27 protein-coding genes are annotated in these 24045 nt (G+C 43.7%); 9 read left to right on the forward strand and 18 right to left on the reverse strand.

The genetic code is table 11. The features are described 5' to 3' along the window. Positions 1–3 precede the first annotated feature (3 nt). Complete coding sequence (locus QY309_16660; protein ID WKZ59482.1) at positions 4–540, forward strand: OmpH family outer membrane protein; 537 nt, start codon at positions 4–6, stop codon at positions 538–540. A gap of 24 nt (positions 541–564) precedes the next feature. Further along, positions 565–1116, forward strand: coding sequence for an OmpH family outer membrane protein (locus QY309_16665; protein WKZ59483.1), 552 nt, complete (start codon positions 565–567; stop codon positions 1114–1116). A 49-nt stretch (positions 1117–1165) separates the two neighbouring features. Here QY309_16665 and QY309_16670 read toward each other — a convergent pair whose 3' ends face one another. The 8 genes from QY309_16670 to QY309_16705 all read right to left on the reverse strand — a co-directional run bounded on the left by QY309_16670 (position 1166) and on the right by QY309_16705 (position 5638). Beyond that, a complete protein-coding gene (locus tag QY309_16670; protein WKZ59484.1) occupies positions 1166–2032 on the reverse strand; it encodes a hypothetical protein in 867 nt (288 codons plus the stop codon). A 183-nt stretch (positions 2033–2215) separates the two neighbouring features. Beyond that, a complete protein-coding gene (locus QY309_16675; GenBank protein ID WKZ59485.1) occupies positions 2216–2731 on the reverse strand; it encodes a DinB family protein in 516 nt (171 codons plus the stop codon). 90 nt (positions 2732–2821) lie between these two features. Further along, complete coding sequence (locus tag QY309_16680; protein ID WKZ61715.1) at positions 2822–3070, reverse strand: YHS domain-containing (seleno)protein; 249 nt, start codon at positions 3068–3070, stop codon at positions 2822–2824. Continuing rightward, the gene (locus QY309_16685; protein ID WKZ59486.1) at positions 2956–3276 is read right to left on the reverse strand and encodes a hypothetical protein; all 321 of its coding nucleotides are present in this window, start codon (positions 3274–3276) and stop codon (positions 2956–2958) included. The genes QY309_16680 and QY309_16685 overlap by 115 nt, the downstream gene beginning before the upstream one ends. A gap of 67 nt (positions 3277–3343) precedes the next feature. Continuing rightward, on the reverse strand, positions 3344–3817 hold the full coding sequence (locus QY309_16690) for a regulatory protein RecX (protein WKZ59487.1): 474 nt from the start codon (positions 3815–3817) through the stop codon (positions 3344–3346). Between the two features lie 16 nt (positions 3818–3833). Continuing rightward, positions 3834–4310 carry a YcxB family protein gene (locus QY309_16695; GenBank protein ID WKZ59488.1) on the reverse strand — a complete coding sequence of 159 codons (477 nt, stop codon included), beginning with the start codon at positions 4308–4310 and terminating at the stop codon, positions 3834–3836. 19 nt (positions 4311–4329) lie between these two features. Next, complete coding sequence (nadC, locus tag QY309_16700) at positions 4330–5187, reverse strand: carboxylating nicotinate-nucleotide diphosphorylase (protein WKZ59489.1); 858 nt, start codon at positions 5185–5187, stop codon at positions 4330–4332. Between the two features lie 61 nt (positions 5188–5248). Beyond that, positions 5249–5638, reverse strand: coding sequence for a DUF4783 domain-containing protein (locus QY309_16705; protein ID WKZ59490.1), 390 nt, complete (start codon positions 5636–5638; stop codon positions 5249–5251). Between the two features lie 130 nt (positions 5639–5768). Between QY309_16705 and gpmI the strand changes: the two genes are divergently transcribed. From gpmI to QY309_16730, 5 genes are all read left to right on the forward strand, one after another. Further along, positions 5769–7292, forward strand: a complete 1524-nt coding sequence (gpmI, locus tag QY309_16710; protein ID WKZ59491.1) for a 2,3-bisphosphoglycerate-independent phosphoglycerate mutase — start codon at positions 5769–5771, stop codon at positions 7290–7292. After that, entirely contained in the window at positions 7285–7890 is a 606-nt protein-coding gene (locus QY309_16715; GenBank protein WKZ59492.1) for a hypothetical protein, read from the forward strand. Before gpmI ends, QY309_16715 begins: the two co-directional genes overlap by 8 nt. A 5-nt stretch (positions 7891–7895) precedes the next feature. Continuing rightward, the gene (locus QY309_16720; protein ID WKZ59493.1) at positions 7896–9695 is read left to right on the forward strand and encodes an ABC transporter transmembrane domain-containing protein; all 1800 of its coding nucleotides are present in this window, start codon (positions 7896–7898) and stop codon (positions 9693–9695) included. Then, a complete protein-coding gene (locus QY309_16725) occupies positions 9692–10102 on the forward strand; it encodes a transcriptional repressor (GenBank protein WKZ59494.1) in 411 nt (136 codons plus the stop codon). Before QY309_16720 ends, QY309_16725 begins: the two co-directional genes overlap by 4 nt. A gap of 170 nt (positions 10103–10272) precedes the next feature. Then, positions 10273–11271: a TerC/Alx family metal homeostasis membrane protein gene (locus QY309_16730; GenBank protein ID WKZ59495.1), complete on the forward strand. Its 999-nt coding sequence runs from the start codon at positions 10273–10275 to the stop codon at positions 11269–11271. 52 nt (positions 11272–11323) lie between these two features. On the opposite strand, the gene QY309_16735 is transcribed toward QY309_16730, so the two are convergent. The 7 genes from QY309_16735 to QY309_16765 all read right to left on the reverse strand — a co-directional run bounded on the left by QY309_16735 (position 11324) and on the right by QY309_16765 (position 19008). After that, positions 11324–12604, reverse strand: coding sequence for a hypothetical protein (locus QY309_16735; protein WKZ59496.1), 1281 nt, complete (start codon positions 12602–12604; stop codon positions 11324–11326). A 47-nt stretch (positions 12605–12651) separates the two neighbouring features. After that, positions 12652–13167, reverse strand: coding sequence for a 5-(carboxyamino)imidazole ribonucleotide mutase (gene purE, locus QY309_16740; GenBank protein ID WKZ59497.1), 516 nt, complete (start codon positions 13165–13167; stop codon positions 12652–12654). Next, positions 13164–14303: a 5-(carboxyamino)imidazole ribonucleotide synthase gene (locus QY309_16745; protein WKZ59498.1), complete on the reverse strand. Its 1140-nt coding sequence runs from the start codon at positions 14301–14303 to the stop codon at positions 13164–13166. The genes purE and QY309_16745 overlap by 4 nt, the downstream gene beginning before the upstream one ends. 62 nt (positions 14304–14365) lie before the next feature. Further along, on the reverse strand, positions 14366–16219 hold the full coding sequence (locus tag QY309_16750; GenBank protein WKZ59499.1) for a peptidylprolyl isomerase: 1854 nt from the start codon (positions 16217–16219) through the stop codon (positions 14366–14368). A 5-nt stretch (positions 16220–16224) separates the two neighbouring features. Next, on the reverse strand, positions 16225–16605 hold the full coding sequence (locus QY309_16755; protein ID WKZ59500.1) for a TerB family tellurite resistance protein: 381 nt from the start codon (positions 16603–16605) through the stop codon (positions 16225–16227). 47 nt (positions 16606–16652) lie between these two features. After that, entirely contained in the window at positions 16653–18770 is a 2118-nt protein-coding gene (gene feoB, locus QY309_16760) for a ferrous iron transport protein B (protein ID WKZ59501.1), read from the reverse strand. Between the two features lie 4 nt (positions 18771–18774). Further along, on the reverse strand, positions 18775–19008 hold the full coding sequence (locus QY309_16765) for a FeoA family protein (GenBank protein ID WKZ59502.1): 234 nt from the start codon (positions 19006–19008) through the stop codon (positions 18775–18777). Positions 19009–19088: 80 nt separating this feature from the next. Between QY309_16765 and QY309_16770 the strand changes: the two genes are divergently transcribed. Next, positions 19089–19247 (forward strand): hypothetical protein, encoded by a 159-nt coding sequence (locus QY309_16770; GenBank protein WKZ59503.1) that lies wholly within the window; start codon positions 19089–19091, stop codon positions 19245–19247. Here QY309_16770 and QY309_16775 read toward each other — a convergent pair. From QY309_16775 to QY309_16785, 3 genes are read right to left on the reverse strand one after another with little or no spacing between them, the layout of a single operon-like run. Further along, positions 19244–20659: a S41 family peptidase gene (locus tag QY309_16775; GenBank protein WKZ59504.1), complete on the reverse strand. Its 1416-nt coding sequence runs from the start codon at positions 20657–20659 to the stop codon at positions 19244–19246. The genes QY309_16770 and QY309_16775 overlap by 4 nt on opposite strands. A 48-nt stretch (positions 20660–20707) precedes the next feature. Further along, positions 20708–23143, reverse strand: a complete 2436-nt coding sequence (locus QY309_16780) for a bifunctional UDP-N-acetylmuramoyl-tripeptide:D-alanyl-D-alanine ligase/alanine racemase (protein ID WKZ59505.1) — start codon at positions 23141–23143, stop codon at positions 20708–20710. 2 nt (positions 23144–23145) lie between these two features. Next, a complete protein-coding gene (locus QY309_16785; protein WKZ61716.1) occupies positions 23146–23481 on the reverse strand; it encodes a tRNA-binding protein in 336 nt (111 codons plus the stop codon). A gap of 140 nt (positions 23482–23621) precedes the next feature. Here QY309_16785 and QY309_16790 point away from each other — a divergent pair, with 140 nt between their 5' ends. Next, positions 23622–23993, forward strand: coding sequence for a hypothetical protein (locus QY309_16790; GenBank protein ID WKZ59506.1), 372 nt, complete (start codon positions 23622–23624; stop codon positions 23991–23993). Positions 23994–24045: the final 52 nt, after the last annotated feature.

Genomic DNA, 24045 nt, shown 5'->3' on the forward strand with positions numbered 1-24045 from the left:
AAAATGCGGTTTTACCTTATTACAATATTTTTTCTCATTTTCGGCCTGAATTTTGTCAATGCTCAGAGGTTCGGATACATTGACACGGATTTCATCCTGAATAAAATGCCTGAGTATAAAAAGGCGCAGGATGAAATAAACCGGTTATCCGAATTGTGGACAAAGGAAATTCAAGGCATGGCTAAAGAAATTGAATCCATGTACAGCGCCCTTCAGGCAGAGCAGGTGTTGCTGACTGAAGAGATGCGGAAAGAACGAACCGAGTCCATAAAAAAGAAGGAAGAAGAACTCAAAGTGTATCAAAACAAAGTTTTTGGTTTCGATGGGCTGTTCTTTCTGAAAAAAGCTGAATTGATAAAACCCGTGCAGGATAAAGTGTGGGATGCAGTAGACAAAGTGGCCAAACAAAATAACTTGGCCATTGTGTTCGATAAATCCGGGGAGTTGGTGATGATTTATACCGATCCACGATATGACTACACCGACTTTGTACTGGATGAGCTGGGATTAGGCGATCCCAACGATAAGATTAAGAATTAACTAAACTGAATAAATTTTACTGAGATGAAAAAAATCGTTTTTCTGCTGGCATTCGGATTTACCGCGCTGGTGACTTTTGGACAGGCAACTACAAAAATCGGCTTTGCTGATGTTGAATATGTTTTCAGTCAGATGCCTGAAGCCAAGCAAATTGAAACTGAGCTTCAAACATTACAGGCACAACTGAAAAAACAATACGATACCAAGGTTGCTGAGTTCCAGAAAAAACTTCAGGAATACCAGGCTTTTGGTGCCACTGTGCCTGATGCAGTAAAGCAAAACACCGAGCGTGAATTGCAACAACTTCAACAAAACATTCAAAAGCTGGAGCAAGACTCTCAGGAAAACCTGCAGCGAAAGCAAGTGCAACTGATGGAGCCCGTTTACACCAAAGTGGGTAAAGCCATTGAAGATGTTGCCAAAGAAAACAGCTTCACCATGATTTTAACCAATCAATTAAGCGGACTAGATGTGGTGCTGTATGCGGATGAGGCTTCCGATATTTCAGACCTGGTGTTGAAAAAAATGGGCATCACCCCTCAGCCAACAGCTACTACAACTCCTCCAAAGAACTAATTCGTATTACATATAAAATTCAAACCCCGGTCGCAAGGCCGGGGTTTTTTTATGCCTTAAGTGCTGCGCTGAATCTTCGGTATATTTCCCTTCCCTCTAAGAAAGACGTATAGGGAATTCCCTTGCGGTGGTTCTGAACACTGATGCGGTACAAATTTTTCCAATGCACAAACAAAACGCCCCAGGCTTTCCAAAGCGAAAACCCCGGATGGTAAATATGTGCTGGCTCTGCACCACAACCATTAACCTCCATAATCTGCACATTCCCTTTTCTCAAATCATCAAGTGAAGCACATTTCAAATCAAACCGCCCAAAATAAAACCCGTCTATGGTTTTGCTGATCGCATCAAACGATGTGGAGAGTTCGTCATCGATAACGGTACTCCCATTTAAAAATTTAGTACCGAGGCAATGATTGCCTATCGGATTCAATTCGATTTTTTCATTTTTAACTGGCACCTCATCCAGCTGGGAAGCAAATTGTTGTTCCAGTCTATTCCATTGCAGCTTGGCGCGATCGTGATGCATGATAAGTTGCCGCAAAGATGATTGTCCATCGCCTGTTACCGAAAGCATTTCTTTTATTACCAGTGAAGTTACCTTACCCATTTCTTCATTGGGGAAACGGGTGTAAAACACGCCACACTCAACCGGCAGTTCAAGAAGTTCCTGAACAAGGAAATCGCCAGGTGCGGTGTTGAGGTAATGAATGGCTTCATCATTTGTGAAAATTCTATTTACACGAAAACCACGCTCGCCAATGTCGGGTTTGAAAATTACCGGAAAGGAAAATCCTTCGGTTTGTAGCAATCGTAATACTTCTTCGGCTGTTGCCGGCAATTTAATCAAACGGGTTTTGGGCAACAGGTGATCAGGTAAGCGCTTAAGGATGTCGTACTTTGATTCACCGAACATACCTCCTAAAAGAATGGTCGGGTTCGATGCCGAGAAAAAAAATAATGACCGTGCTTTAATCGACAACCAAAGCCAATACATTATTAATGGAAATTGAACGACACCAAAAGGCCAATACTCCCAACTTCGGAGACGGATAAAAAAATTACTACGCCAGATACTTCGTGCAAGCTGCATGAAGTTTTATGAGTGTGCCGTGGCTGTTTCCTGATAACGAATGGTTGAAGCCGCAACGCCAAAGTCGGGGGGAAGTGCCACATACGGAGCTGCCTCACGCACACCAATTTTCATGATGGCCATGTGATGAACTGCATGCTCAATGTTGTAAATCAGCTCGCGTTGGTAATTTGAATCAACCGTAACAAAGTCTTCCTTGCTCAGGTCATATCCTACTTCAAGCTTCAGCGGAGTGTTAGTTTGTTGCTTCTCAATGAAATCGCTAATGCGTTGCAAAACCGAAAGGGCAATAAACTTATCGGTTTCTATCAATTTATCATGTGCCCGCTTATCGTAGTTCACTACTCCGCGCTCAAATCCATGTTCCAGGCAAATAAAAAACTCAAGCGTGTGCCTGAGGTGTTGCCCTATTGAAGATTGACTTAATGTTGGAATAGGCCTGGTATAGTCCTGATCGGAAAGTTGCTTGACCATTTCGGTAAGCTGACCTAAGATGCCTGTACAGGCCGATTGAAGGTTCATAGGGAACGGTGAATTTGACAAATATAGTTTAAAGAGCAGGAGAAAATAAAGCGCGACAGTGAACAATCGGTAAAAGCCATACACAGGCGGCTATTGTACGAATTTCTTCCAGTTTTGGTCGGCAGCTTGCTTCAACTTCTGCTCCGCCTTGTTCCAATCCTGAAGGGTATTGTTGCCCCAGAAATTGTAGAAGAGGTAAAGTCTTCCGTTTAGAATCTTATAGGTCAATGGATCAATCTTAACTTTTTCTCCCGATTCCCCCATCGCATATGCGCACCAACCTCCATAGGCTGGTTCGTACTTATCGGGGTTCTCCTTAAATCGGGATAGGTTTTGGATGAGCTGAACCGATAGCGCACACCAAGGTGCTCATACTCCTGGTCGGTCTTTCCCATCACTGGTTTACCGTCAAAGTAGCTGACGGGATCATAACCACCAATCGCAATTCCTTTTGAAAGGTTGAATTCTCTAACCCGGGTTGTCGACTGGGCAGTAACATCAGCAAGTGACAGCAGGAGAACAAGGCTAAGAAGTGTAAGTCGCATAGTGGCTTAAACGTTGATCCCGAAAATTGGATATTTGTTTATGCACAAAATGTCGGGGTGTTGACAATCAGCGATCGGGCAGAAGTTCTTTTACTTCGCGCCAAACCAACTCAGGCTCATATCCTTTTTGCATCGCAAAACGAGCTACTCTGTTTCGCTTTGCAAATAGGTTTTGTTCATCAATCTCTTCCGATTTTTTCTGAATAATGGATTGCAATGACTTGAGATAGTCGGCCTGATCAATTTCACGTAACCCAATGCGTATGCAATTTGCCGTTAGTCCTTTCCCTTCCAGCTCGCGCACAATTTTAAGTCTGCCCCACTTCTTCATCCGGAATTTGCCACCCACAAAAGCTTTGGCGTAGCGTTCCTCATTCAGGAAACCCTCCGTTATTAAATAAGAAATGATTTCGTTGACATCGGACGAATAGAGGCCAAACGAATAAAGCTTGTCTTTCACTTCCTGATGAGAGCGCTCCTGATATGCACAATACCGAAGTATTTTTACTTTAGCCTCTTCCGGTGAAAGTCTTTTCGGCATGGAGGCGAAACGTTGATTACTTCACGTAACCTTTTGTTTTTAAAATACTGGTCAGAAATTTCCGCTCATTCTCGGTGTTGAAAATTTTGAATGGCAGGTATATCATCTGTGCTTTGTTCACAAACAACACGAAGTAATCCTTTCCGATGGCCGCTTTTTTTATCTGATCCCATTTCATGGGCATTCCTTCACGCGGATTAATTTTCATCAATATCTGCTGACTGCTGATCTCGTACGAAAACTTTTCGAATAACATTTTGCCTTGCTCCAACTGCGTCACGCCAAAAAACTGTATCCACCAAAATAGCAAGTACAACCCCAACCCGATAAACGCTCCAATAAACCACCAAATGCTGGGAATCCAAAAATAGCCGGCACTAATGGCCAATGCACCCAGCAACGCTATCCAGCCCTGTTGCTTCAAAATATTTTTAAGGGCTAACCGGATATAGGTTTTCTTTTCGAGTTTGTAATTTTTTGTTTTAACGATCATATTCCTGTAACTACTTTTCTTAATACATTTTCAGACTCAGGTCGAGACTTTTAACGGAATGCGTCAGGGCTCCTACCGAAATGTAATCAACGTCACACATGGCAACTTTACGGATGGTTTCTTCGGTTATTCCTCCACTGGCTTCTGTTTTATACTCGTTGTTTATTAACGCTACCGCTGTTTTCATGTCCTTCAGGCTCATATTATCGAGCATAATGATATCTACCCCTCCTACCCGCAAAACCTCGCCCACCTCATCCAGGTTTCGGGTTTCAATTTCAATCTTCAAGTCTTTTTTGGAGGTGCGAAGATAGTCTTTTGTTCGATTGATTGCCTGTTCAATGCCGCCAGCACCATCAATATGATTATCCTTCAACATTATCATGTCGTAAAGGCCCATGCGATGGTTGGCCCCTCCGCCTAGCAATACAGCCCACTTTTCAAGCAAGCGAAAATTAGGGGTGGTCTTTCGTGTGTCCAGTAATTGTGCTCGTGTTCCGGCAACCAGTTTTACTAACCTATTGGTCGTTGTGGCTATGCCGCTCATGCGCTGCATGCAGTTTAGCACAAGCCGCTCAGTGGTAAGGATGGAGCGAATAGAGCCCGTAACAGTAAACGCTACAGCACCTCTTTTCACCACGGCTCCGTCAGCGAGTAATTGCTCCACTTCAAGCTTTTGGTCATAATGCCTAAAAATCTCAATGGCCAATTCTACCCCCGCCAGAATTCCATCATCTTTTACCAAAAGTCGGGCTTTACCCGTGGCTGATTCAGGAATTGAGGCTAACGTAGAATGATCTCCATCGCCAACATCTTCACTAAAGGCTTGTGAGATAAATTGCCGTAAAAAGGCATCCGTTATATAGGCGGGTTTCACGCTGCAAAAATAGACAGCACCCGCAATCAACGACTATCTAAAAGAAGATTTGCAGAAACAATTATTCCTTAACGAAGGAGATTTCCTGCACAAAAGACTGATTTCCGGAAACCTTAATTTTCATCCAGACCCGAAAGGTATTATCACCGCTCTTATACTGACCAATGGCAAAAGGTTGTCCACCCTTAGAAGATCCTTGGTGAATGATATTAAACTCAGATGGCGGATTTGCCTTGAAGAAATCGCGCAATACAAACTCGGCCTGGGCCCGGCTATATGTTTCAGGCTTGCCATCTATGGTTACATCAACGGAGGTATTCAGGTGCTTAGCCAGTTCTTTGGCGCTACCGGCTTTAATGGACTCTTTTACCAGATCGACCAAATTACCCGATTGTGCCCACGCAGGCAGGAACCCTAAAACCAGCAGCCCAACAATCAAAACCCTTTTCATAACCATAAATCTAACCCAAAATTATGCCATAATGCCTATTCTCAAACGAAATCAGCCTGGGTTTTCATGTATGCAAAGTAACCCTAAAATGGCCGAATACATGGTATATTTGCACCTTCATTTTAATACCATGAATCGTAAAGTGCTGCTGATGATACTGGATGGCTGGGGAATTGCCACCAACAAAAATGTTTCGGCTGTTGATAAAGCCAAGACTCCCTTTATGGACTCCTTGTATCCGCGCTATCCGCATAGCAGGTTACAGGCTTCCGGTTTAGCGGTTGGGCTTCCTGAAGGCCAGATGGGTAACTCAGAAGTGGGGCACATGAACATTGGTGCCGGACGTGTGGTGTACCAGGACTTAGTGCGTGTAAACAAAGCCATTGAAGATCACGAACTCGATACCCACCCGGTTTTGCTTGACGTCTTCAAACATGTAAAAGAAAATAAAAAGTCGCTTCACCTCATCGGGTTATTGTCGGATGGTGGTGTACACTCACATATTGACCACTTGAAGGGAATTGTTTCCATCGCACATCAGCACAATGTTGAGCACGTGTTTATTCATGCGTTTATGGATGGACGTGATACCGATCCGAAAAGTGGTGTCGGCTTTTTGAAAGACCTTGAAAATCATCTTAAACAAACCACCGGAAAAATTGCCAGTGTGATTGGTCGTTACTATGCCATGGATCGTGACAAGCGCTGGGAGCGCGTAAAACTTGCGTATGATCTGATGGTTCATGGAACCGGTAAGGCCACAACCGATGCGGTTGATGCAGTGCAGCAATCGTACGGAGAAGGAGTGACCGATGAGTTTATAAAGCCGATAGTTGTTACTAAAAATGAAAAACCGTTGGCCACCATTCAGGATGGTGATGCTGTACTGTGCTTCAACTTCCGAACCGACAGGGGCAGACAAATTACGCAAGCGTTAACCCAACAGGATTTTCCTGAAGCGGGTATGAAAAAACTTAACCTGCACTACACCACACTTACCACCTATGACGAAACATTTAAGCATGTACACGTCATTTTTGAAAAAGATAATTTAGAAAATACGCTCGGTGAGGTTTTAGCAAATGCGGGTAAAAAACAAATTCGTATTGCCGAAACAGAGAAATATCCGCACGTAACGTTCTTTTTTTCAGGAGGTCGTGAAGAAGTTTTTGAAGGTGAGAGTCGCATACTGTGCCCTTCACCGAAAGTTGCAACGTATGATCTCAAGCCCGAGATGAGTGCAAACGACATCAAAGACAAAATCATACCCGAGTTGGACAAACAAGAAGTCGATTTTATCTGTTTGAATTTTGCCAACCCGGATATGGTGGGACATACCGGTGTATTTGATGCTGCTGTAAAGGCTTGCGAAACCGTTGACTCCTGTGCCGGACAAGTAACGGAGGCTGCTTTGAAAAATGGTTACGCAACCATTATCATTGCCGACCACGGTAATGCCGACTGCATGATAAATGAAGATGGCACACCAAACACGGCACACACCACCAACCTGGTTCCGTGCATTTTGGTATCGGATTTTTATAAAGGAAAAATCAAAGACGGAAAACTGGGAGATCTTGCTCCGACTATTCTCAAATTGATTGGTGTGAATATTCCTAAAGAGATGACCGGTAATGTGTTGATCGATGCATAATACGTTCAGTAAATTTGTTTTTATTTTAATCGGATTGTCAATTGCTTTGATGTTTGGCGCTTGTGAAAGACCTGCACAAACGCAAACCAAACATTTTAACATCGATAGCCTGATTACCACACAAGTGGTTGATCTCTCTTCGCTTAGTGCATCTCTTGCCAAATCGGGTATCATTAATGGAGTAAAGCAGGACACCGTACTCTCTTCACTGGATACTGCCGCGTGGAAAAGAGAATTAGACATCTTTTCAGAAATCGAATTGTTTAACAAGCCAGCCTATCGGGTGAGCTATGAAGTGAAAGATGGACTGCGTGATGCCTCCAGTAACCTTACCATTCGTGCGTTTCAAACTACTGAAGATTTGCCTGTACGCTATGTAAAGCTCTTTTACCTCGATAACCTGAACAAGCTTCGGAAAATTGAGGCACTATACCAGCAGGATAATGCCCTAATGAAGACGCAACGAAAACTTGTTATGGAGTTTTCGGATGTATACAATAAAAACATACTCACATCCTACTCCGTTGAAGGAGGACAAAAAATGTTTGCCGGTGACTCCGTCCACTTTGTGATCAATGGCACCGTTAAGTTCAACTAATATTCATGGCTAAAAGACATATGCAAGAGCCCTTACGCGAAGAAGATAAACGTAAGGTTAATAAAGATTCATTGAAAAGACTCGGTGGCATATTCCGCTTTATGCTTCCGCATAAATGGCTGTTCATTCTTGGTTTAATCTGCCTGGTGCTTTCCAGCGCAACCATTCTATCATTTCCATATCTGGCGGGTCAATTACTTGACCTGGCCGATGGAAAGAAAATTCCCTACTTCAGCACCATCAATCAGGTTGCTCTTACGTTGTTAGGCATTCTACTGGTACAAAGTCTTTTTTCGTTTATGCGCGTGTACTCGTTTTCCGTTACCAGTGAACGAACACTCGCTGACCTTCGGCAGCATGTTTTTCAAAAGATTGTTTGGTTGCCTTTAACTTTTTTTGATAACCGAAGGGTGGGAGAGCTGATGAGCAGGATAACATCGGATGTGGGTACGCTGCAGGATACATTCACAACCACCATGGCCGAATTGCTTCGACAATCATTAACACTGATTATTGGTACGGCCATTATTTTCGTGCTGGCACCACAACTTACGGTTTTCATGTTGCTCACCTTTCCGGTGTTGGTTATTCTCGCGTTAATCTTTGGAAAGAGTATCCGGAAACTTTCGCGGAAAACGCAAGACAAACTTGCTGAGGCTAATGTGATTGTTGAAGAGTCATTGCAATCCATTCAGGTGGTGAAAGCGTTTACCAATGAAGCATTTGAGTTACTGCGCTTTAAAAAATCATTGAATGAAGTTGTTCAGGTAGCCGTTCGAACAGCAAAGTATCGGGGCTTCTTTGTTTCATTCGTTATTCTCGCCTTGTTTGGTGGCATTGTAGCCGTAGGCTGGTATGGGGCCTGGTTAGTACAAAATGATTTGCTCTCCGTTGGGGAGTTGTTCTCCTTTATTATTTACACTTCGTTTATCGGAGGCTCCATTGCCGGACTTGGTGATTTGTATACGCAACTACAACGCTCCATCGGTGCGTCCGAACGGTTGTTGGAAATTTTAGATCAGAAAGGTGAAGCAGAACTTTCTTCAACTGTTTCAGCAAAGCTTTCAGGAGATATTGTTTTTGAACAGGTGAACTTTGCGTACCCAACCCGCCCTGATTTTGCTGTGTTGAAAGATTTGAATTTTCATATTCGTGCTGGCGAAAAAATTGCATTGGTTGGCCAAAGTGGTTCAGGAAAATCGACTATCATTAATTTGTTGCTGCGCTTCTATCCGGTTAACGATGGCGTAATCAAAGCAGATGGATTGAACATTCGTGAGTTTAGCCTGACCGATTACCGGAAAAATATTGGCATTGTACCACAAGAAGTGATCTTGTTTGGCGGCACCATCCGCGAAAACATTGCCTACGGAAATCCGGGGGCATCGGATGATGAAATCCGGCTGGCCGCTAAAAAAGCAAACGCCCTTGAGTTCATTGAAAATTTCCCAGAACAATTCGAAACGTTGGTTGGCGAACGTGGGGTAAAACTTTCGGGTGGCCAACGGCAGCGTATTGCCATCGCCCGCGCCATTTTAAAAAATCCATCCATCTTAATTCTAGATGAAGCCACCAGCTCACTCGACTCGCAATCAGAATACCTGGTGCAACAGGCCCTTGAAAAACTAATGGAAGGCAGAACCTCCATTATCATTGCACACCGGTTAAGTACCATTAAAAAAGTAGATCGTATTTTTGTAATCAACCAGGGGCAACTTGCAGAAATGGGTTCGCATGCAGAACTTACCCAGGTTAACAACGGTTTGTATAGCAACCTGCTTAAAATGCAACTACACGAACAATGAACGGTTCTCCGCAACTGCTAAAAGAATTCAAACTTCGGTCAACCCCTAGCCGAAAAGCCATTCTCAATTTCTTCCTGAAAAAGAATTATGCCCTGGCCCATGCCGACATTGAAAAAGGCATCCCATCACATTTTGACCGGGTTACAGTATACCGAACATTGAAGACTTTTCTGGACAAAGGCCTGATTCATAAAGTGCTTGATGACGAGGGTGCGTTAAAGTATGCCTTGTGTACCGAAGCCTGTACCATGACTGGCCATCACCACGATCATGTTCATTTTAAGTGTGTTCGCTGCGGGCAAACCAATTGCCTGGATACTGAAGTCCCCCCTGTTAAGCTTCCCAAAGGTTACCTGCCCGGTGAAATCAACCTGCTGATTCAGGGTGTATGTGCTAAATGTTCGTGAACGGATTTCTGCCCATACAACCGGCATAATTAGCCGATGGGAGTTTTTGAGTTAGAAAAATAGTTGTACTTTTGAAATCTTCCAGTAGTCCTTTTTACTGATTATGAGGCATTTAGGCTGCTTGGAGGGAAGAAATAAGAAACAAGTTGCATAGCCCTCTAAATATCCTTTTGATTTCGCTGTTTGAAGGAAACGACAATGAAATGTTGTTGTTTGGCCTTTTCGGGGTTGTCATCATCATTTTTCTGATCCTCGATCTGGGGATCTTCAACAAACAAGCCCATAAAATCACGACAAAATCGGCCTTGTGGCAATCCATTTTCTGGGTGTTTGTGTCCACGCTGTTTGGCTTGTTGATCTACTTCATGGGGCCCTATGCCTACCTCGAAAAGGGGGTTGAAAAATTCCTGACCGGAACGGATGCAGGCTTGCTCTATTTTTCAGCATACCTCACGGAAAAAGCCTTATCCATTGATAACATATTTGTTATCCTACTGATCTTAAAATATTTCCGTGTTGATGAATCCTATTATCACAAGATCCTTTTCTGGGGAATTTTAGGTGCTATTATCTTCCGTGCTGTCTTCATTTTTGTTGGCGCATACCTCATTCACCAATTCCACTGGATTCTTTACATCTTCGGGGTGTTCCTTATCTATTCGGGTATCCGCATTTATTTCGAGGATGGAGACGAAAAAATTGAGCCGGAGAAAAATCCGATTCTAAAAATCTGTAAAAAGTATCTGCCGATTTCAATTGATGACCGCGGTGGGCAATTTGCTTTCTTTGAAAAAGGGAAGCTTTTCTTTACGCCTTTGTTCCTGGTAATTGTTTTAATTGAAACAACTGATTTAATTTTTGCCGTTGACTCTATTCCGGCTGCCTTTGCCATCACCACAAACGAATTCCTTATTTATACTTCCAACATCTTTGCGGTTCTTGGTTTACGTGCCATGTTCTTTTTGCTAGCGGGCATTATTGACAAGTTCTACCTGTTGCAAAAAGGTCTATCCATCATTTTATTCTTCATTGGAGCTAAAATGTTGTTGGAGATTGTGGACGTGCACATCAGCGTTTACCTATCCTTTTCGGTAATCATTGCCACGCTGATTCTCTCTATTCTATTCTCAATTATTATTCCGCGCAAAGTTCAAGCGCAGGAAGACTAGCGGTCACCCAGAAAAATCTATTGTAACTTTTCGTCCTTGACTCTGAAAGAATCTAACTCTGCTTATCGAAGTACGTGTCTTTGTTGAAGAAAATGTCGCGGGGCAAAACCTTCATCAATACGGGCAGCGTTAAAAATCGTTGTGGCAAGGCAATGATAACAAACGTAGGAATTGCCTTAAGCGCGGTTAAAAGTTGCTCCTGAACGTTCTCGGACTCAACGGGTGTTAATTCCTGTGCTCGTGCTTTTTCCAACAAGGCCACCAGGTTCTTGTTTTCCTGCACTTCTCGGATCAACCGGCTTTTATTTTTCTCTGCCAGTTTAGCTACTCTGCTTATGTAGTGTTCGCTAACACGCTGATAGTCTTGTTTATCTTGCAAATACTCAAGCTGTTCCCAATGCTCCAATACAAAACCTTCCACAGCAATCATGCTGTATTCCAGGTCGTCTTCACTAAATCCGAGGTAATCGGCAAAGTAACGGAGAAACGCATGCTCAGCACGTTCAACTTTCCGGTCTGCCCACGTGGTAAGAATGGCTATCTCTAAAAAGTACTTTTTCAAGATCCACGAATTTTCTGAAGGAAGATTGATCTCGTCAACACTTATCCCCTTGTTAAAAATCAAGAGTGCTTCTCTACGCTTCTCAGGCGTCAATTCAGTTCCTTGCAGGAAATACTCCAACAGTTTATTTTCTTCATAATTAATCACCTGATCGGAGTGAGCAGCAGCAGCAATCACTTTAATCACAGAGAATCGCAACTCTTCGCGCTCGTACCGAAAGAAATCCGCAACAATCCTGTCAGCATTGGTGTGTATCCATTGTCCGAAAATATAAACGTCCAGAAAGAGAAGGCTGCTATGAAAAAAGCTGCTCCAAAAATTTCCTTTAAATGAAGCGGCCCGATCAATGCGCTTCTCCAAAATTCTTTCCACCAGATCAATGGCTGATCGCTTCTTTCCAAAAATCGTTTTTGTAGGCGTAGCGAGTTCAGGAAAAATATTGTTATAAAAACTTCCGATGCTCTCCAGCGAACGAACAAAAACCTGAGAAACCTCTTCAAATGAATTCAATGGCTTGCTGTGATAAACAAGTGCACTGCTGATCAGACTTTCAGCCAGCAAAATTTTCATCCGATCCTTTTCATTCCAGCCCTCGGCCAACGGATGATCAATTTTTCCAACCGAATGTCCATACATCAACCCCGTTGGGTGCATGATCCGATACAGGGATTGCTCCGGATGAGACGCTCGCTTCTCGCGGGTAAGATCCCGAAACAGTTCTTTTCTAAACTCGAGGTACTCTTTTAGCCAGCCTTTTTCATTCGGCTTCATAAGCAAAACGATTAATGAGAACGGAAGATAGGGCTTTTTAGTAAAAATTACTGCTCTGCCTCACGCCAACCCTTCTTTTCAATCGATTTGGCAACAGATTCCACTTTTAATTGCAGCGACTTTTTGAATTTATCAAGGCGTGTGGCGACCTTTTTTTCATGGCTTCCCACTATCTGGGCGGCCAATATACCGGCATTTCTGGCCCCATTAAGGGCGACTGTGGCCACCGGAACACCGGCAGGCATCTGGAGGATAGAGAGAACGGAGTCCCAACCATCAATCGAATTTGATGATTTAACCGGTACCCCAATTACCGGCAATGAAGTGATGGAAGCCACCATGCCGGGCAAATGCGCTGCACCCCCAGCCCCGGCAATAATTACCTTTAACCCTCGTTTTCTGGCTTCTTGAGCATATGAAACCATGCGCAAAGGCGTGCGGTGGGCCGATACCACCGTAAGTTCATAGGTAACACCTAGTTCTTCCAGTACTTCGGCAGCTTCCTTCATGATTTTCAAATCTGACTGGCTGCCCATGATAATGCCCACAAGTGGTTTTGTCATGCGATAACGTTAAGGGTGTTCTTTACAAAGTTAGCCTTCTCCTTCAATGAATTGATATCGTGATCCACGATTGTCACGTGGCCCATTTTACGAAAAGGCTTGGTATTCTTCTTACCATACAAGTGAACGTGCACGCCCGGAACTTTCACTACCTCCTCAAAGCCTTCATACAGGGCCGGGCCCGTATGTCCGTCACTGCCTAACAGGTTCACCATAGCGCTTGGAATCAATACTTCGGTGCTGCCCAGTGGAAGGCCGGTGATGGCGCGCAAATGTTGCTCATACTGTGAAGTTGCGTTTGCCTCAATAGTTTGATGGCCGCTGTTGTGTGGACGTGGCGCGACTTCATTCACCAGCACATCGCCTTGTTTGGTTACAAACATCTCAACAGCGAGAAGTCCAACAAGACCAAGTTTTTCAATGATATCGCATGCAATGCGGTCTGCTTCTTTTGCTATTTTATCCGTGATCGTTGCCGGAGAAAAAAGATATTCGACCAGGTTGTGCACAGGATGAAATACCATTTCAACAGGAGGGAAGGTTTTTATTTCGCCTGCTGCCGTACGCGCTACGATAACGGAAATCTCTTTTTCAAAATCAACAAGTTTTTCAAGTACACCGGGTGCATCAAATGCTTTTGCAATGTCGGCTTTGGTTTTAAGGATTTGCACTCCCCTGCCGTCATACCCTTCTTTGCCCAGCTTATGTACAGCAGGTAAGAAACCAATGTGCTGTTCAACAGCCTTCTGCGTATCGGTTAAAATGAATTCGGCTGTGGGAATTCCATTCTCCTGATAAAATTTTTTCTGGCTGCGTTTATCCTGAATGAGCTCAATTGCCTCCGGTTGCGGATAAATTTTCTTGCCTTGTTTTGCCAGGTCTTTTAGCGCCTGCGTGTTAACATTTTCAATTTCGATGGTGACAATCTCGCAGTCATGTGCAAACCGCATCACCGTTTCATAATCTGTTAGTTTTCCTGTATGAAAGTCGGCCAGGTTTTTACAAGGTGCTTGCGGATCAGGATCAAGTACTTTAAAGGAAAGATTATAATCAATACCCGATTGAATGAGCATGCGCCCAAGCTGACCGCCACCGAGTATGCCTATGGTAAAATTCTGACTGAAAGGCTTTTTCAACTGTACAAATTTTGTGCACGAAGTTAAGGCAATCGGCTCAGCCGACAATGGATGCTTTATGCTTATAACGCTTCCACCTGTATTATTTGATCGCCCACCGCCATTTGATGAACCACATCCATCCCTGAAACCACTTCGGCAAAAATGGTATAGCGACCATCGAGATGTGGTGTTGGTGAGTGTGTTATAAACCACTGTGTTCCCTCCGTATCTTTTCCTGCAGATGCCATCCCTACAGAACCCTCCTTGTATTTGCACATGGAAAATTCTGACCGGATGGAGTAATCTTCGCTGCCCCAACCATCGCCCCGGTTACACCCTCCCTGAATGACAAAGTTGGGAACCACCCGATGAAAATTCTTTCCATTAAAGTATCCGGAATTGGTTAACTGAAGAAAGTTGGCCACCGAGCCTGGAGCCTCCTCAACAAATAATTGAATAATAATATCACCCTTTGAGGTTTGAATGCGCACTTGCTGATCCCTTGGAATGGTTTTTACAAAAGCCCAATCAATTGGATGGTTGAATTCATTCGCAACCGGTTTTTCCAACTCGCGATTTTCAAAATACGCTATCGAGGCCTCCAGGGGTTGAAGTGCTTCATTGTCGCGGGGCAAAGAAAGGTTTGATTTCGCTTCGTATAAAAACTGATAATCGGTGATCAGCTTCTTATAGTTAAGCGAAGGATTCATAAGTGCGGCAGCAACGGTGCCGATCACAGCGGCATCTCCGGTTTGCATGGCTTTTCGATATGCGTCAATAAAAGCTTGCTGCATGGATGGTTGAAACAACCGGTGACGATTCATAGATACCAGCGCTGCCGCAGCAGACGACTTGATTACCGGAACGGATGAATCAAGTTGCTCTTGAACAAATAAATGAGCTGCTGGCGCCTGCCTCAAGGCGGTTAATAGTGCCGCCTTTCCGTATGGATTTTCTGTGGTTTCAAATTGGGCTATAATTTCTTCTACTACCGAATCGGAATTCTTACCGCTTGCCAAAAGGGACTCGTATAAATTTCCTTTTACACGCCACGAATTTGTGGTTTGGACTTGCTGCGACAATAGTTGTGTTTGTCCTTCGAAATTCAATGATGCAACGGTTTCAGCAGCAGCAATGGCAACCGGTTCGCTTTCATCCTTCAGGGCCTCAATCAAATTTTGAGCAAAATCATCAACTGGAAAATTGGCGAGCGCACGAACCGCATTCACCCGCACCCGATAATCGGGGTCATGAGCAATAGCTTCTTTGAGCGCCTGTTGTACCTCTGCAGAAACAATCTTGCGCAAAGCTGAAGCAACAGCCATACGAACATAGGCTGATGAATCCGATCGCAAAGCTTGCAGCAGTTGTTGCTTGGCCAAATCAATTTTCAAAGTAGTTCTACTAAAAAAATGTGCTGCCCCAAAGCGATCTTCCTCCGAACTAGTTGGAGCCAGAAGTTGAGTGGCACGATTGACGTGTGTAGAGTCTGCTTTACCGCTTAACGCAAGACGATATAAGCCCCATGCGTCAAGTTTTGAAGATTCAATTTGCGCTGCTGTCTTGCCTAATGCTTCTTTAACAATCGGTGAATTGAATGCGCCAGAAGAAAGCGCTTGAAATGCAGCGGTCCCTCCCGTTTGGCCAAGTGCAAACGCAGCTGTCTCCTGAACCGATTGGTCAACATCTTGTAACAGAATGGCTAGCTTTTCAACTGCCAGTGTATCCTGAATGGAAGCAAATGCTAATGCTGCTGCGCTCCGGTATTCCGAATTTTCATGTTGTAAAAAAATAAGCAGGCTGTCCGTATTCCTGCGATCCTGAAGTTCAGCGATCTGAACGCGTACCGGATCAGAAAACACATTAGGTGTGGGCACGGGTTTTCCGCATGACCATAAAAATATAGTCAACAAAAATGCAGTAACATGTCTCATGATTATCAGAATAAAGATTGAATCGTACCGGCCTTTTTTACTACATCATCAAACTCGATACCGGTTAACTTGATGGAATACAACAATAGCCGCACTTCTTTGGCGTGCACCCGCCCATCTACTTCCGACATTTTATAAAGTAATGCAAGTGCTCGTAATTTTTCTTCATCTGTGCAGGCATTTATGTTATCAATGCCCTCCTTATAAATGTCGCGTTCTTTTTTTGATTGGACCGCCTGAGAGAATGTTTCAAATACAGCGTCATCAATCTGCTCAAGCTTCCTGAGGCGGGTAAGCGCTTGCTTTTCCTGATCATCAATAATGCCGTCTGCGCTAATAAGCAGATGCGTAAGATTTAATATACCCAAATGATAGCTTGAAGTCATAATAGCGGTTTAGCCATTAAATATAAAAGAAAATCCTTTTACCTGCTTCAGCTAAGCGATTGAAATACAATGAAGGCCGAAACGTATGCCAACACGGTCATGTAAACCAATTGAATCATGGGCCATTTCCATCCTTTCGTTTCGCGATAAACTACTGCGATGGTACTCATGCATTGCATGGCAAATGTGTAAAAGACAAGCAGCGAAAAACCCACTGCGGGTGTGTAACGTGGACCGCCTGTTTCGGGATTGATCTCCGCTTTCATTCGACTTTTTATAGTGGTTTGATCTTCCTCACTTCCAATGCTATAGATAGTGGCCATAGTGCCCACAAAAACTTCGCGCGCTGCGAATGAAGTCACCAACGCAATGCCAATTTTCCAATCATATCCCAGCGGGCGTATAATCGGCTCAATACTTTTTCCAAGTATCCCTGCGTACGAGTGCTCGAGCTTGTAGGCAGCCACGCGATCTTCAAGGCCCTGTTCCGTTAAGCGCAGGTTCTCCGATTCTTTCAACACATATTCCCTGGCATTTTCCTGATGATCGCCCGGCCCATATGATGCTAGCACCCACAATACAACCGCTATCGCCAGAATTACTTTACCGGCTTCAAATACAAATGATTTTGTTTTATCATAGATGGTGTACCCCACGTTCGACCATTTGGGCCAACGGTAGGTAGGCATTTCCATAATCAGGTAACTGCGTTCTTTTACGTTGATCAGCATCTTAATGACAACGGCTGAGAGCATGGCTGCTGCGAACCCGAGCAAGTACAAACCCATTAGTGCAAGTCCTTGCAGGTTAAAAAATCCGAAGACCATATCTTCCGGCACAATCAAGGCAATTAAAATGGTGAACACCGGTAGCCGTGCCGAACAACTCATCAAGGGTGTTACCAATATGGTAATGGTTCGCTCCTTCCAGTTATCGATAGTGCGCGTAGCCATGATAGCGGGAATTGCACAAGCCACTCCGGAAATCAACGGCACAACACTTTTACCATTCAAGCCAAACTTGCGCATGATTTTATCCATCAAAAAAACCACGCGCGACATATAGCCCGATTCTTCCAAAACAGAAATGAACGCAAAAAGAATGGCAATCTGCGGAATGAAGATTACAATACCTCCAATGCCTGGCACAACTCCTTGCGCCAGCATTCTGGTCAATGGCCCATCGGGTAATGTTTCGCTTAGGTAATTGCTGAACGAAGCAAATACACCGTCAATAAAATCCATGGGTACTGTTGCCCATGCAAAAATGGCTTGAAAAATCAGGAAAAGAATTCCAAAAAATATCGCGTAACCCCATACGCGATGCGTAAGAATTTTATCGAAGTCGGTAGAGCGACTGGTTTTACTTTCGATTGCCGGTTTGATTGTGACGCTATCAAGCAACGACTGAATGAAACTATACCGTTGCACCGTTTCAGCTCCGTGAAACTTACCGGGGAAGAATTTATATTTTTCTTTTACTTGATGAATCAGATCGCGGTCTTCTGGCTTGAGAAAACCAAGTGTACTGGGTTGTTGCAAAAATTGATAAGCTTCGTAATCATTATCCAGCTCCAGTGCAGTACGCAATTCCTGCACGCCCGCTTTCGCTTCATCAAAAACCGGAAAGATTGTTTTTCCCGGCAATGCTATGGGTTTACATAATATGGATTTCAATTGATCGACTCCCATACCGTTGCGGGCATTGATCGGAACAACCGGAATACCCAGTTGTTGCGACATCTCAACCAGGTTGTAGCTGATTTGCTTTTTCGCCACCAGGTCCATCATGTTAAGGGCCAGCACAACGGGCAATCCCAAATCGCTGATTTGCGTTACCAACAACAGGCTTCGCTTCAGGTTGGTAGCATCAACAATCACCACTATGGCATCCGGGCATTCAGGTGATTTATGATTGAGTAAAATCTCTGAAACAATTTGTTCATCCAGACTGCGCGGATACAAACTGTAAATGCCTGGCAAATCGATAAACTGTGCCTGGTGCCCGTCAGGCATTTTAGAAAACCCAACCCGTTTCTCTACCGTAACCCCAGGAAAGTTTCCCGTCTTTTGATTGAGCCCGGTGAGGTAATTGAACAGCGATGATTTTCCTGAATTCGGATTACCAACCAACGCAATCTTCACATGTTTGCCTGAAGTTTGCATTCGCCTAGTTAAGAATAGAAATCGTTGAAGCTTCGGCTACGCGGAGGGAAAGTTCATAACCTGAAACACTGATACAAACCGGATCGCCAAACGGAGCCCTGAAGTTAAACCGTATGCTTGCCCCGGGAAGGCAACCCATTTCCATTAATTTGGTCGACAGGTCATCATCTTCTAAGCTGGCAATAATCGCCACTTCCCCCGGTCGCATCTGGGCAACACTTCTTTTGCCGTTTGCCATCCTTATTTAGATTAATTTTAAACAAAGATACGGCAAAATCAGGCCCGTGCAATGATTCTTATCAGTTGTTAGCTTTAAGTATGAAAAAATCAAAGACCAAAAAGAAGGACGCAAAACAAGACCAAAAAAAGCCAGAGAAGCCTGCTGTTCCTGCAACAGCAGAAGAAACAACCGAAAACCCGTTCGACTTTGGTGGGTTGCCCAATCGCGACCTCAAGAAAAATCTGGGTTGTGGCTAGTGATTAACCATGAAAGTATCCATCAACCGATTGAGTCGTTTACGCTGGTCATTGCCTTCCAGGTAATTTGATCTTCTGCCAGTAAGGGATTTGAATTCAACTGAATTTCCGGCAACATCACCTGTAGCTTTACGACCACCAACTGTTCCTCCAACAATATCTTCAAGGGCCAGATTAAGTAGCCGTTCATTAACATCACCAAGGGGATATAAAACCAGATCATTGTCTTCATCCAAAATGTCGGGCGTAAAGCCATTGTCGTAATCGGATTGATCCAAACTGTTATACGACTTTACAACAATGGGCTGCATGCCCCACTTATTGGAAGGATTGTCTTCATCCGTTATAGTTATCGATCCATAGTTCTTTCCATATGTTGTGTTGCCAATGAGCTTAACTTCCATAAATGGTCGCAAACCGTTAATCAATAGCTCACTGGCCGAGGCAGTATTTGAACTGGTGAGAATATACACTTTAGAAATTTGTGCTCCGATATTTTGTGATAGCGATATAAATTTTGAAGTGAGGAAGTCAGGGCCTAATGATGGTTCATTTAGAATGGCGTCTTCTACCAGGTCATTGTATTCTCGTTTGGCGAAGATAGTTGACGGTGTTACGTCTTTGGCAATCAGACTGGCCAGATTAATCGTTGCAGTTTCTGATCCTCCTCTGTTAAAACGTAAATCAATAATCAGTTCAGTAATACCTGCGGTTTGAAAATCAGAGAACACCTCGTTCATTTCACTATTATACTGATTGCTGTTTTCTGTTGGCCCGTTTGCAAAAAACGTATACACATAATACCCGATTTTCTTTCCATCTATCAAATAGATTTCGTGCAGAAAGTTCGGGTTTTCAGCATATTCAACAGTTGTCAATGAGAGTGTTCCGAGGTCAACAAAGTTTGTTCCATTGTGTCGCTTGTATGAAATGGTATGATTCTCACTTAGGCTGCTAAGCAAGCTCTGGTAGTTGTCGAGATTCATCTGTGTACCGTTCACAAGCTCAATAATGTCTCCTCGCAACAAGCCAGCATTCTCAGCCGGTGAGCTTGGTTTTATATACATCACTTGCATGAAAACATTTGTTGTGCCTTGTTCCTGATAAAGTTTGAATTCATAACCCGCTTCTTTTGTAATGCCTTGAAGCGAATTCAAGAGTTCCTCAAAGTTATCCTGTATCCACGAAAAGCGATCTTGAGATGAAAGAAGCGATTCAAAAAAATCAGGCGGTTCTAGTGATCGATTGGGGTTTGTGGGCAACTCGGTATTCCAGTAATACCAGAATTCCATGTTATCGTAAATCCAACTGTTTACATACGATTTTACGGCTCCGTTTTCATCATCGTTACACGATGAAAACGAAATCATCACAATTACCAACAAAAATGCTGTCTTCCAAATTGCCCTCATATCAAAGTCATTAATATTCCATTAATCGTCAACATTCAAAAACGTAACCTACATACTCTCTGCCACAAACACACGTTTCACCCGTTCACTTGTATTGGTTAAAATTTCATAGGGAATGGTATTAATCCAGGCAGCAACCTCATCAACAGGAAGTCCCTCGCCAAAAACAATCACTTCATCACCTTCATGGGCATCAATTCCGGTAACATCAACCATGGTCATGTCCATGCATACATTTCCAATAACCGGTGCGCGTTTGCCTTTTATCAACACTTGCCCTACCCCGCGACTAAACGCACGGTTAAATCCATCGGCATAACCGATGGCAATAGTGGCCAACGTAATATCTGAATCAGCGACACCCCTTCGTCCATATCCAATGGTCTCTCCTTTCGGGATGTGCTTGATTTGGGATATGACTGTTTTAAGTGTTGCCACAGGCCTGAGTTTACTTAGCCCGGATACGGGGCTTGCTCCATACAATCCTATACCCAGGCGTACCATATCAAATTGCCAGTCGGGAAAACGCATAATGCCCGATGTATTCAATACATGCAACAGGGGCTGAATGTTTAATGCCGTGGAAATTTTTTCGGCCATGTGAGTAAACCGATCAACCTGTTGGCTTGAAAATTCATCATGCGTCTTTTCATCAGCGCCTGCCAAATGGGTGAACATACTGGCAATATTCAAATTCGGGTTTTCCAAAAGGGTGGCAATCAATCCCTCAATTTCTGTCTCTTCAAATCCTAATCGATGCATACCCGTGTCCAGCTTCAGGTGAATGCTCATAGACTGGCCATTCAAAAACGCAATCAATTCATGCAGAACTTTAAAACTGTATACCTCAGGCTCCAGGTTGTTTTGTATCATGGCCTGAAAACCATCTGGTGATGGATTCATCACCATGATGGGTATAGTGATGTTGTTTCTGCGAAGCTCAACACCTTCATCCGCATACGCAACACCCAGGTAGTTTACTTTGTGAAACTGCAAGACGTTGGCGATGTCAATGCTGCCACTTCCGTAGGCAAAAGCCTTTACCATCACCATTAACTTTGTACCAGGTTTTAGCCTTGCACGAAATTCATTCAGGTTATGTACGAGCGCTCCAAGGTTGATCTCCATCACAGTACCATGCACCTTCTTTTGAAGAGCCGCAACAATTTTCTCAAACTGAAACACGCGGGCTCCTTTAACCAGAATCATCTCGTGTTGAAACCACTCGGGTTTCATGGATTCAAGAAACGCGTCAGTAGTTGCAAAGAATTTTGAATCTGCCTGAAAGAAATTTGCGTGTTGCGAAAGATGTTTACCAATGCCTATGAATTTTGATATTCCACTGGCGTTAATGGAAGTTGCAATACGCTTTACCAGTTCTTCACCAGCCAACCCAGACTCAAGAATATCCGAAAGGATAATGGTTTTGGCTTGCTTTTGATGTTGGTTGCGTAAAAAATCAATGCTCATCTGAAGACCCGCCAAATCATTGTTGTACGTGTCGTCAATAAGTTGGCATTGGTTGATGCCTTCTTTCAACTCCAACCGCATAGGCACCGAGCGGAGTAATTTTACGCGTTGTTGAATAATGGTTGGGTCATACCCCAACTTTAACATGGCCACTACGCAGTGCAAGCCATTTTCAACAGATGCCGCATCTACAAAGGGAAACTGAATATCAAACTGCAGTTGTTTTTGCTTCCAGTTTATATTGAGGCTTCCGTCATTTCGCGTAACCTCAACATCCGCATGTTTCGAGCTTCCCCAGTTCAATGCAGGTATTTCGGTTTGTTTCACCGCATCACCAATTTCGTGGTGATCGTAGCAATAAATCAGGGTTGACACCCGTGCAAACAAGTTGAGTTTTTCTCTGATCTTCTCGGTGCGATTTGCGAAATTTTCATCGTGTGCAGATCCGATCGTGGTGAATATGCCTAACGATGGATTGATTATTTCACGGAGGTTATTCATCTCTCCCGGAAAGGAAACGCCTGCTTCAAAAATTCCAAGTTGATGATGTGGCTGCATATGCCACACCGAAAGGGGCACACCGATTTGTGAGTTATAGCTTCCCGGGTTTTTAACAATGGTGTATTCGTGAGCGAGCAACTGATATAGCCATTCTTTAACGATGGTCTTGCCGTTGCTTCCTGTAATGCCAATAACCGGTATCGAAAATTTTTTGCGGTGGTGTGCGACAATTTTCTGCAACGCACCTACCGTTGATTCCACCTGCAAGATGTTGGCCTGAGGCAAATTCCGGGTTGGATAGTTTCGTTCAACAATAAACTGATATACGCCCGATTCGTAGAGCGAGCGGATGTAATCGTGTCCATCATGCCTGTCGCCTGCAATAGCAAAAAAGCAAGCGCCTTCATGCACCACCGGTTTCCGGCTGTCGGTAAGCAAATGCACCAGTGGCCGATCCGCTGAAAGCTGCAAAAGTTTTCCGCCTGTAATTTCGGGTAATGCTGAAAAATTCATGATTAAAAAAGACGGGCTCCGTTGGGCACCTCACCATCTGTAGTACAAAGAACAATACGGTTGTTGGAATCCGGAAAACCCGTAACCAAAACTTCCGACATAAAATTTCCTATTTGCTTTTCCGGAAAGTTCACCACACAGACAACACGCTTGCCAATCAACGTTTCGGGGGTATATAAATCGGTAATCTGGGCGCTTGATTTTTTGATACCCAAATCTCCCAAATCAACCCAGATTTTTATGGCTGGTTTACGGGCCCCCTCAAAATTTTCTGCCCGCACCACGGTACCCACCCGAATGTCTACTTTTTCAAAATCCTGCCAGGAAATGCTCATAATGCCCTAAAAATATGGGTAATAATGCCTGTTTGTCTATTTTAACCCAAGATTTGTCTAATAAAGGCAATTCTCACCAAACGAAATTTCTACCTTTCCTGAAACAAGAAGCAATTGTTTTGCGTTTGTACAACATTACGCGTATGAAAATCCGCACCAACCTGACCGCTTTCCTATCCGTGCTGGGCATTTTTTGCTTCAGTTTTGCCTTTGGGCAGGATGATCGTTTGCCTGATCTGGATTATGGTGCCGGAAACAACAGGGAGAATCGCGTTGAGCCATCACCGGATGGTCTTAGCGATGTTGAGGTTAAAAATCAGAGGAATACCACAACTCCTTCAAATAATTCAGGTACATCTTCCCCTGCTATTCCCCGCGATACCACAGAAGAAGTAAAGCCAGCCTCAAAAAAACCGGAATCCAAGCCAAAAACTGATCAGGACGAATCCGTGCTTAATTTCAATTTCCTGTATTATCTCATTGAGCGCTTCAAGCTCTCCGATATTGTCGACTGATTTAAAATAAAAAGAACCATTTAGTCAAACTCTATTATCGTTTCCATGATTA

This window comes from Cyclobacteriaceae bacterium, assembly GCA_030584025.1.
Taxonomy (GTDB): domain Bacteria; phylum Bacteroidota; class Bacteroidia; order Cytophagales; family Cyclobacteriaceae; genus UBA2336.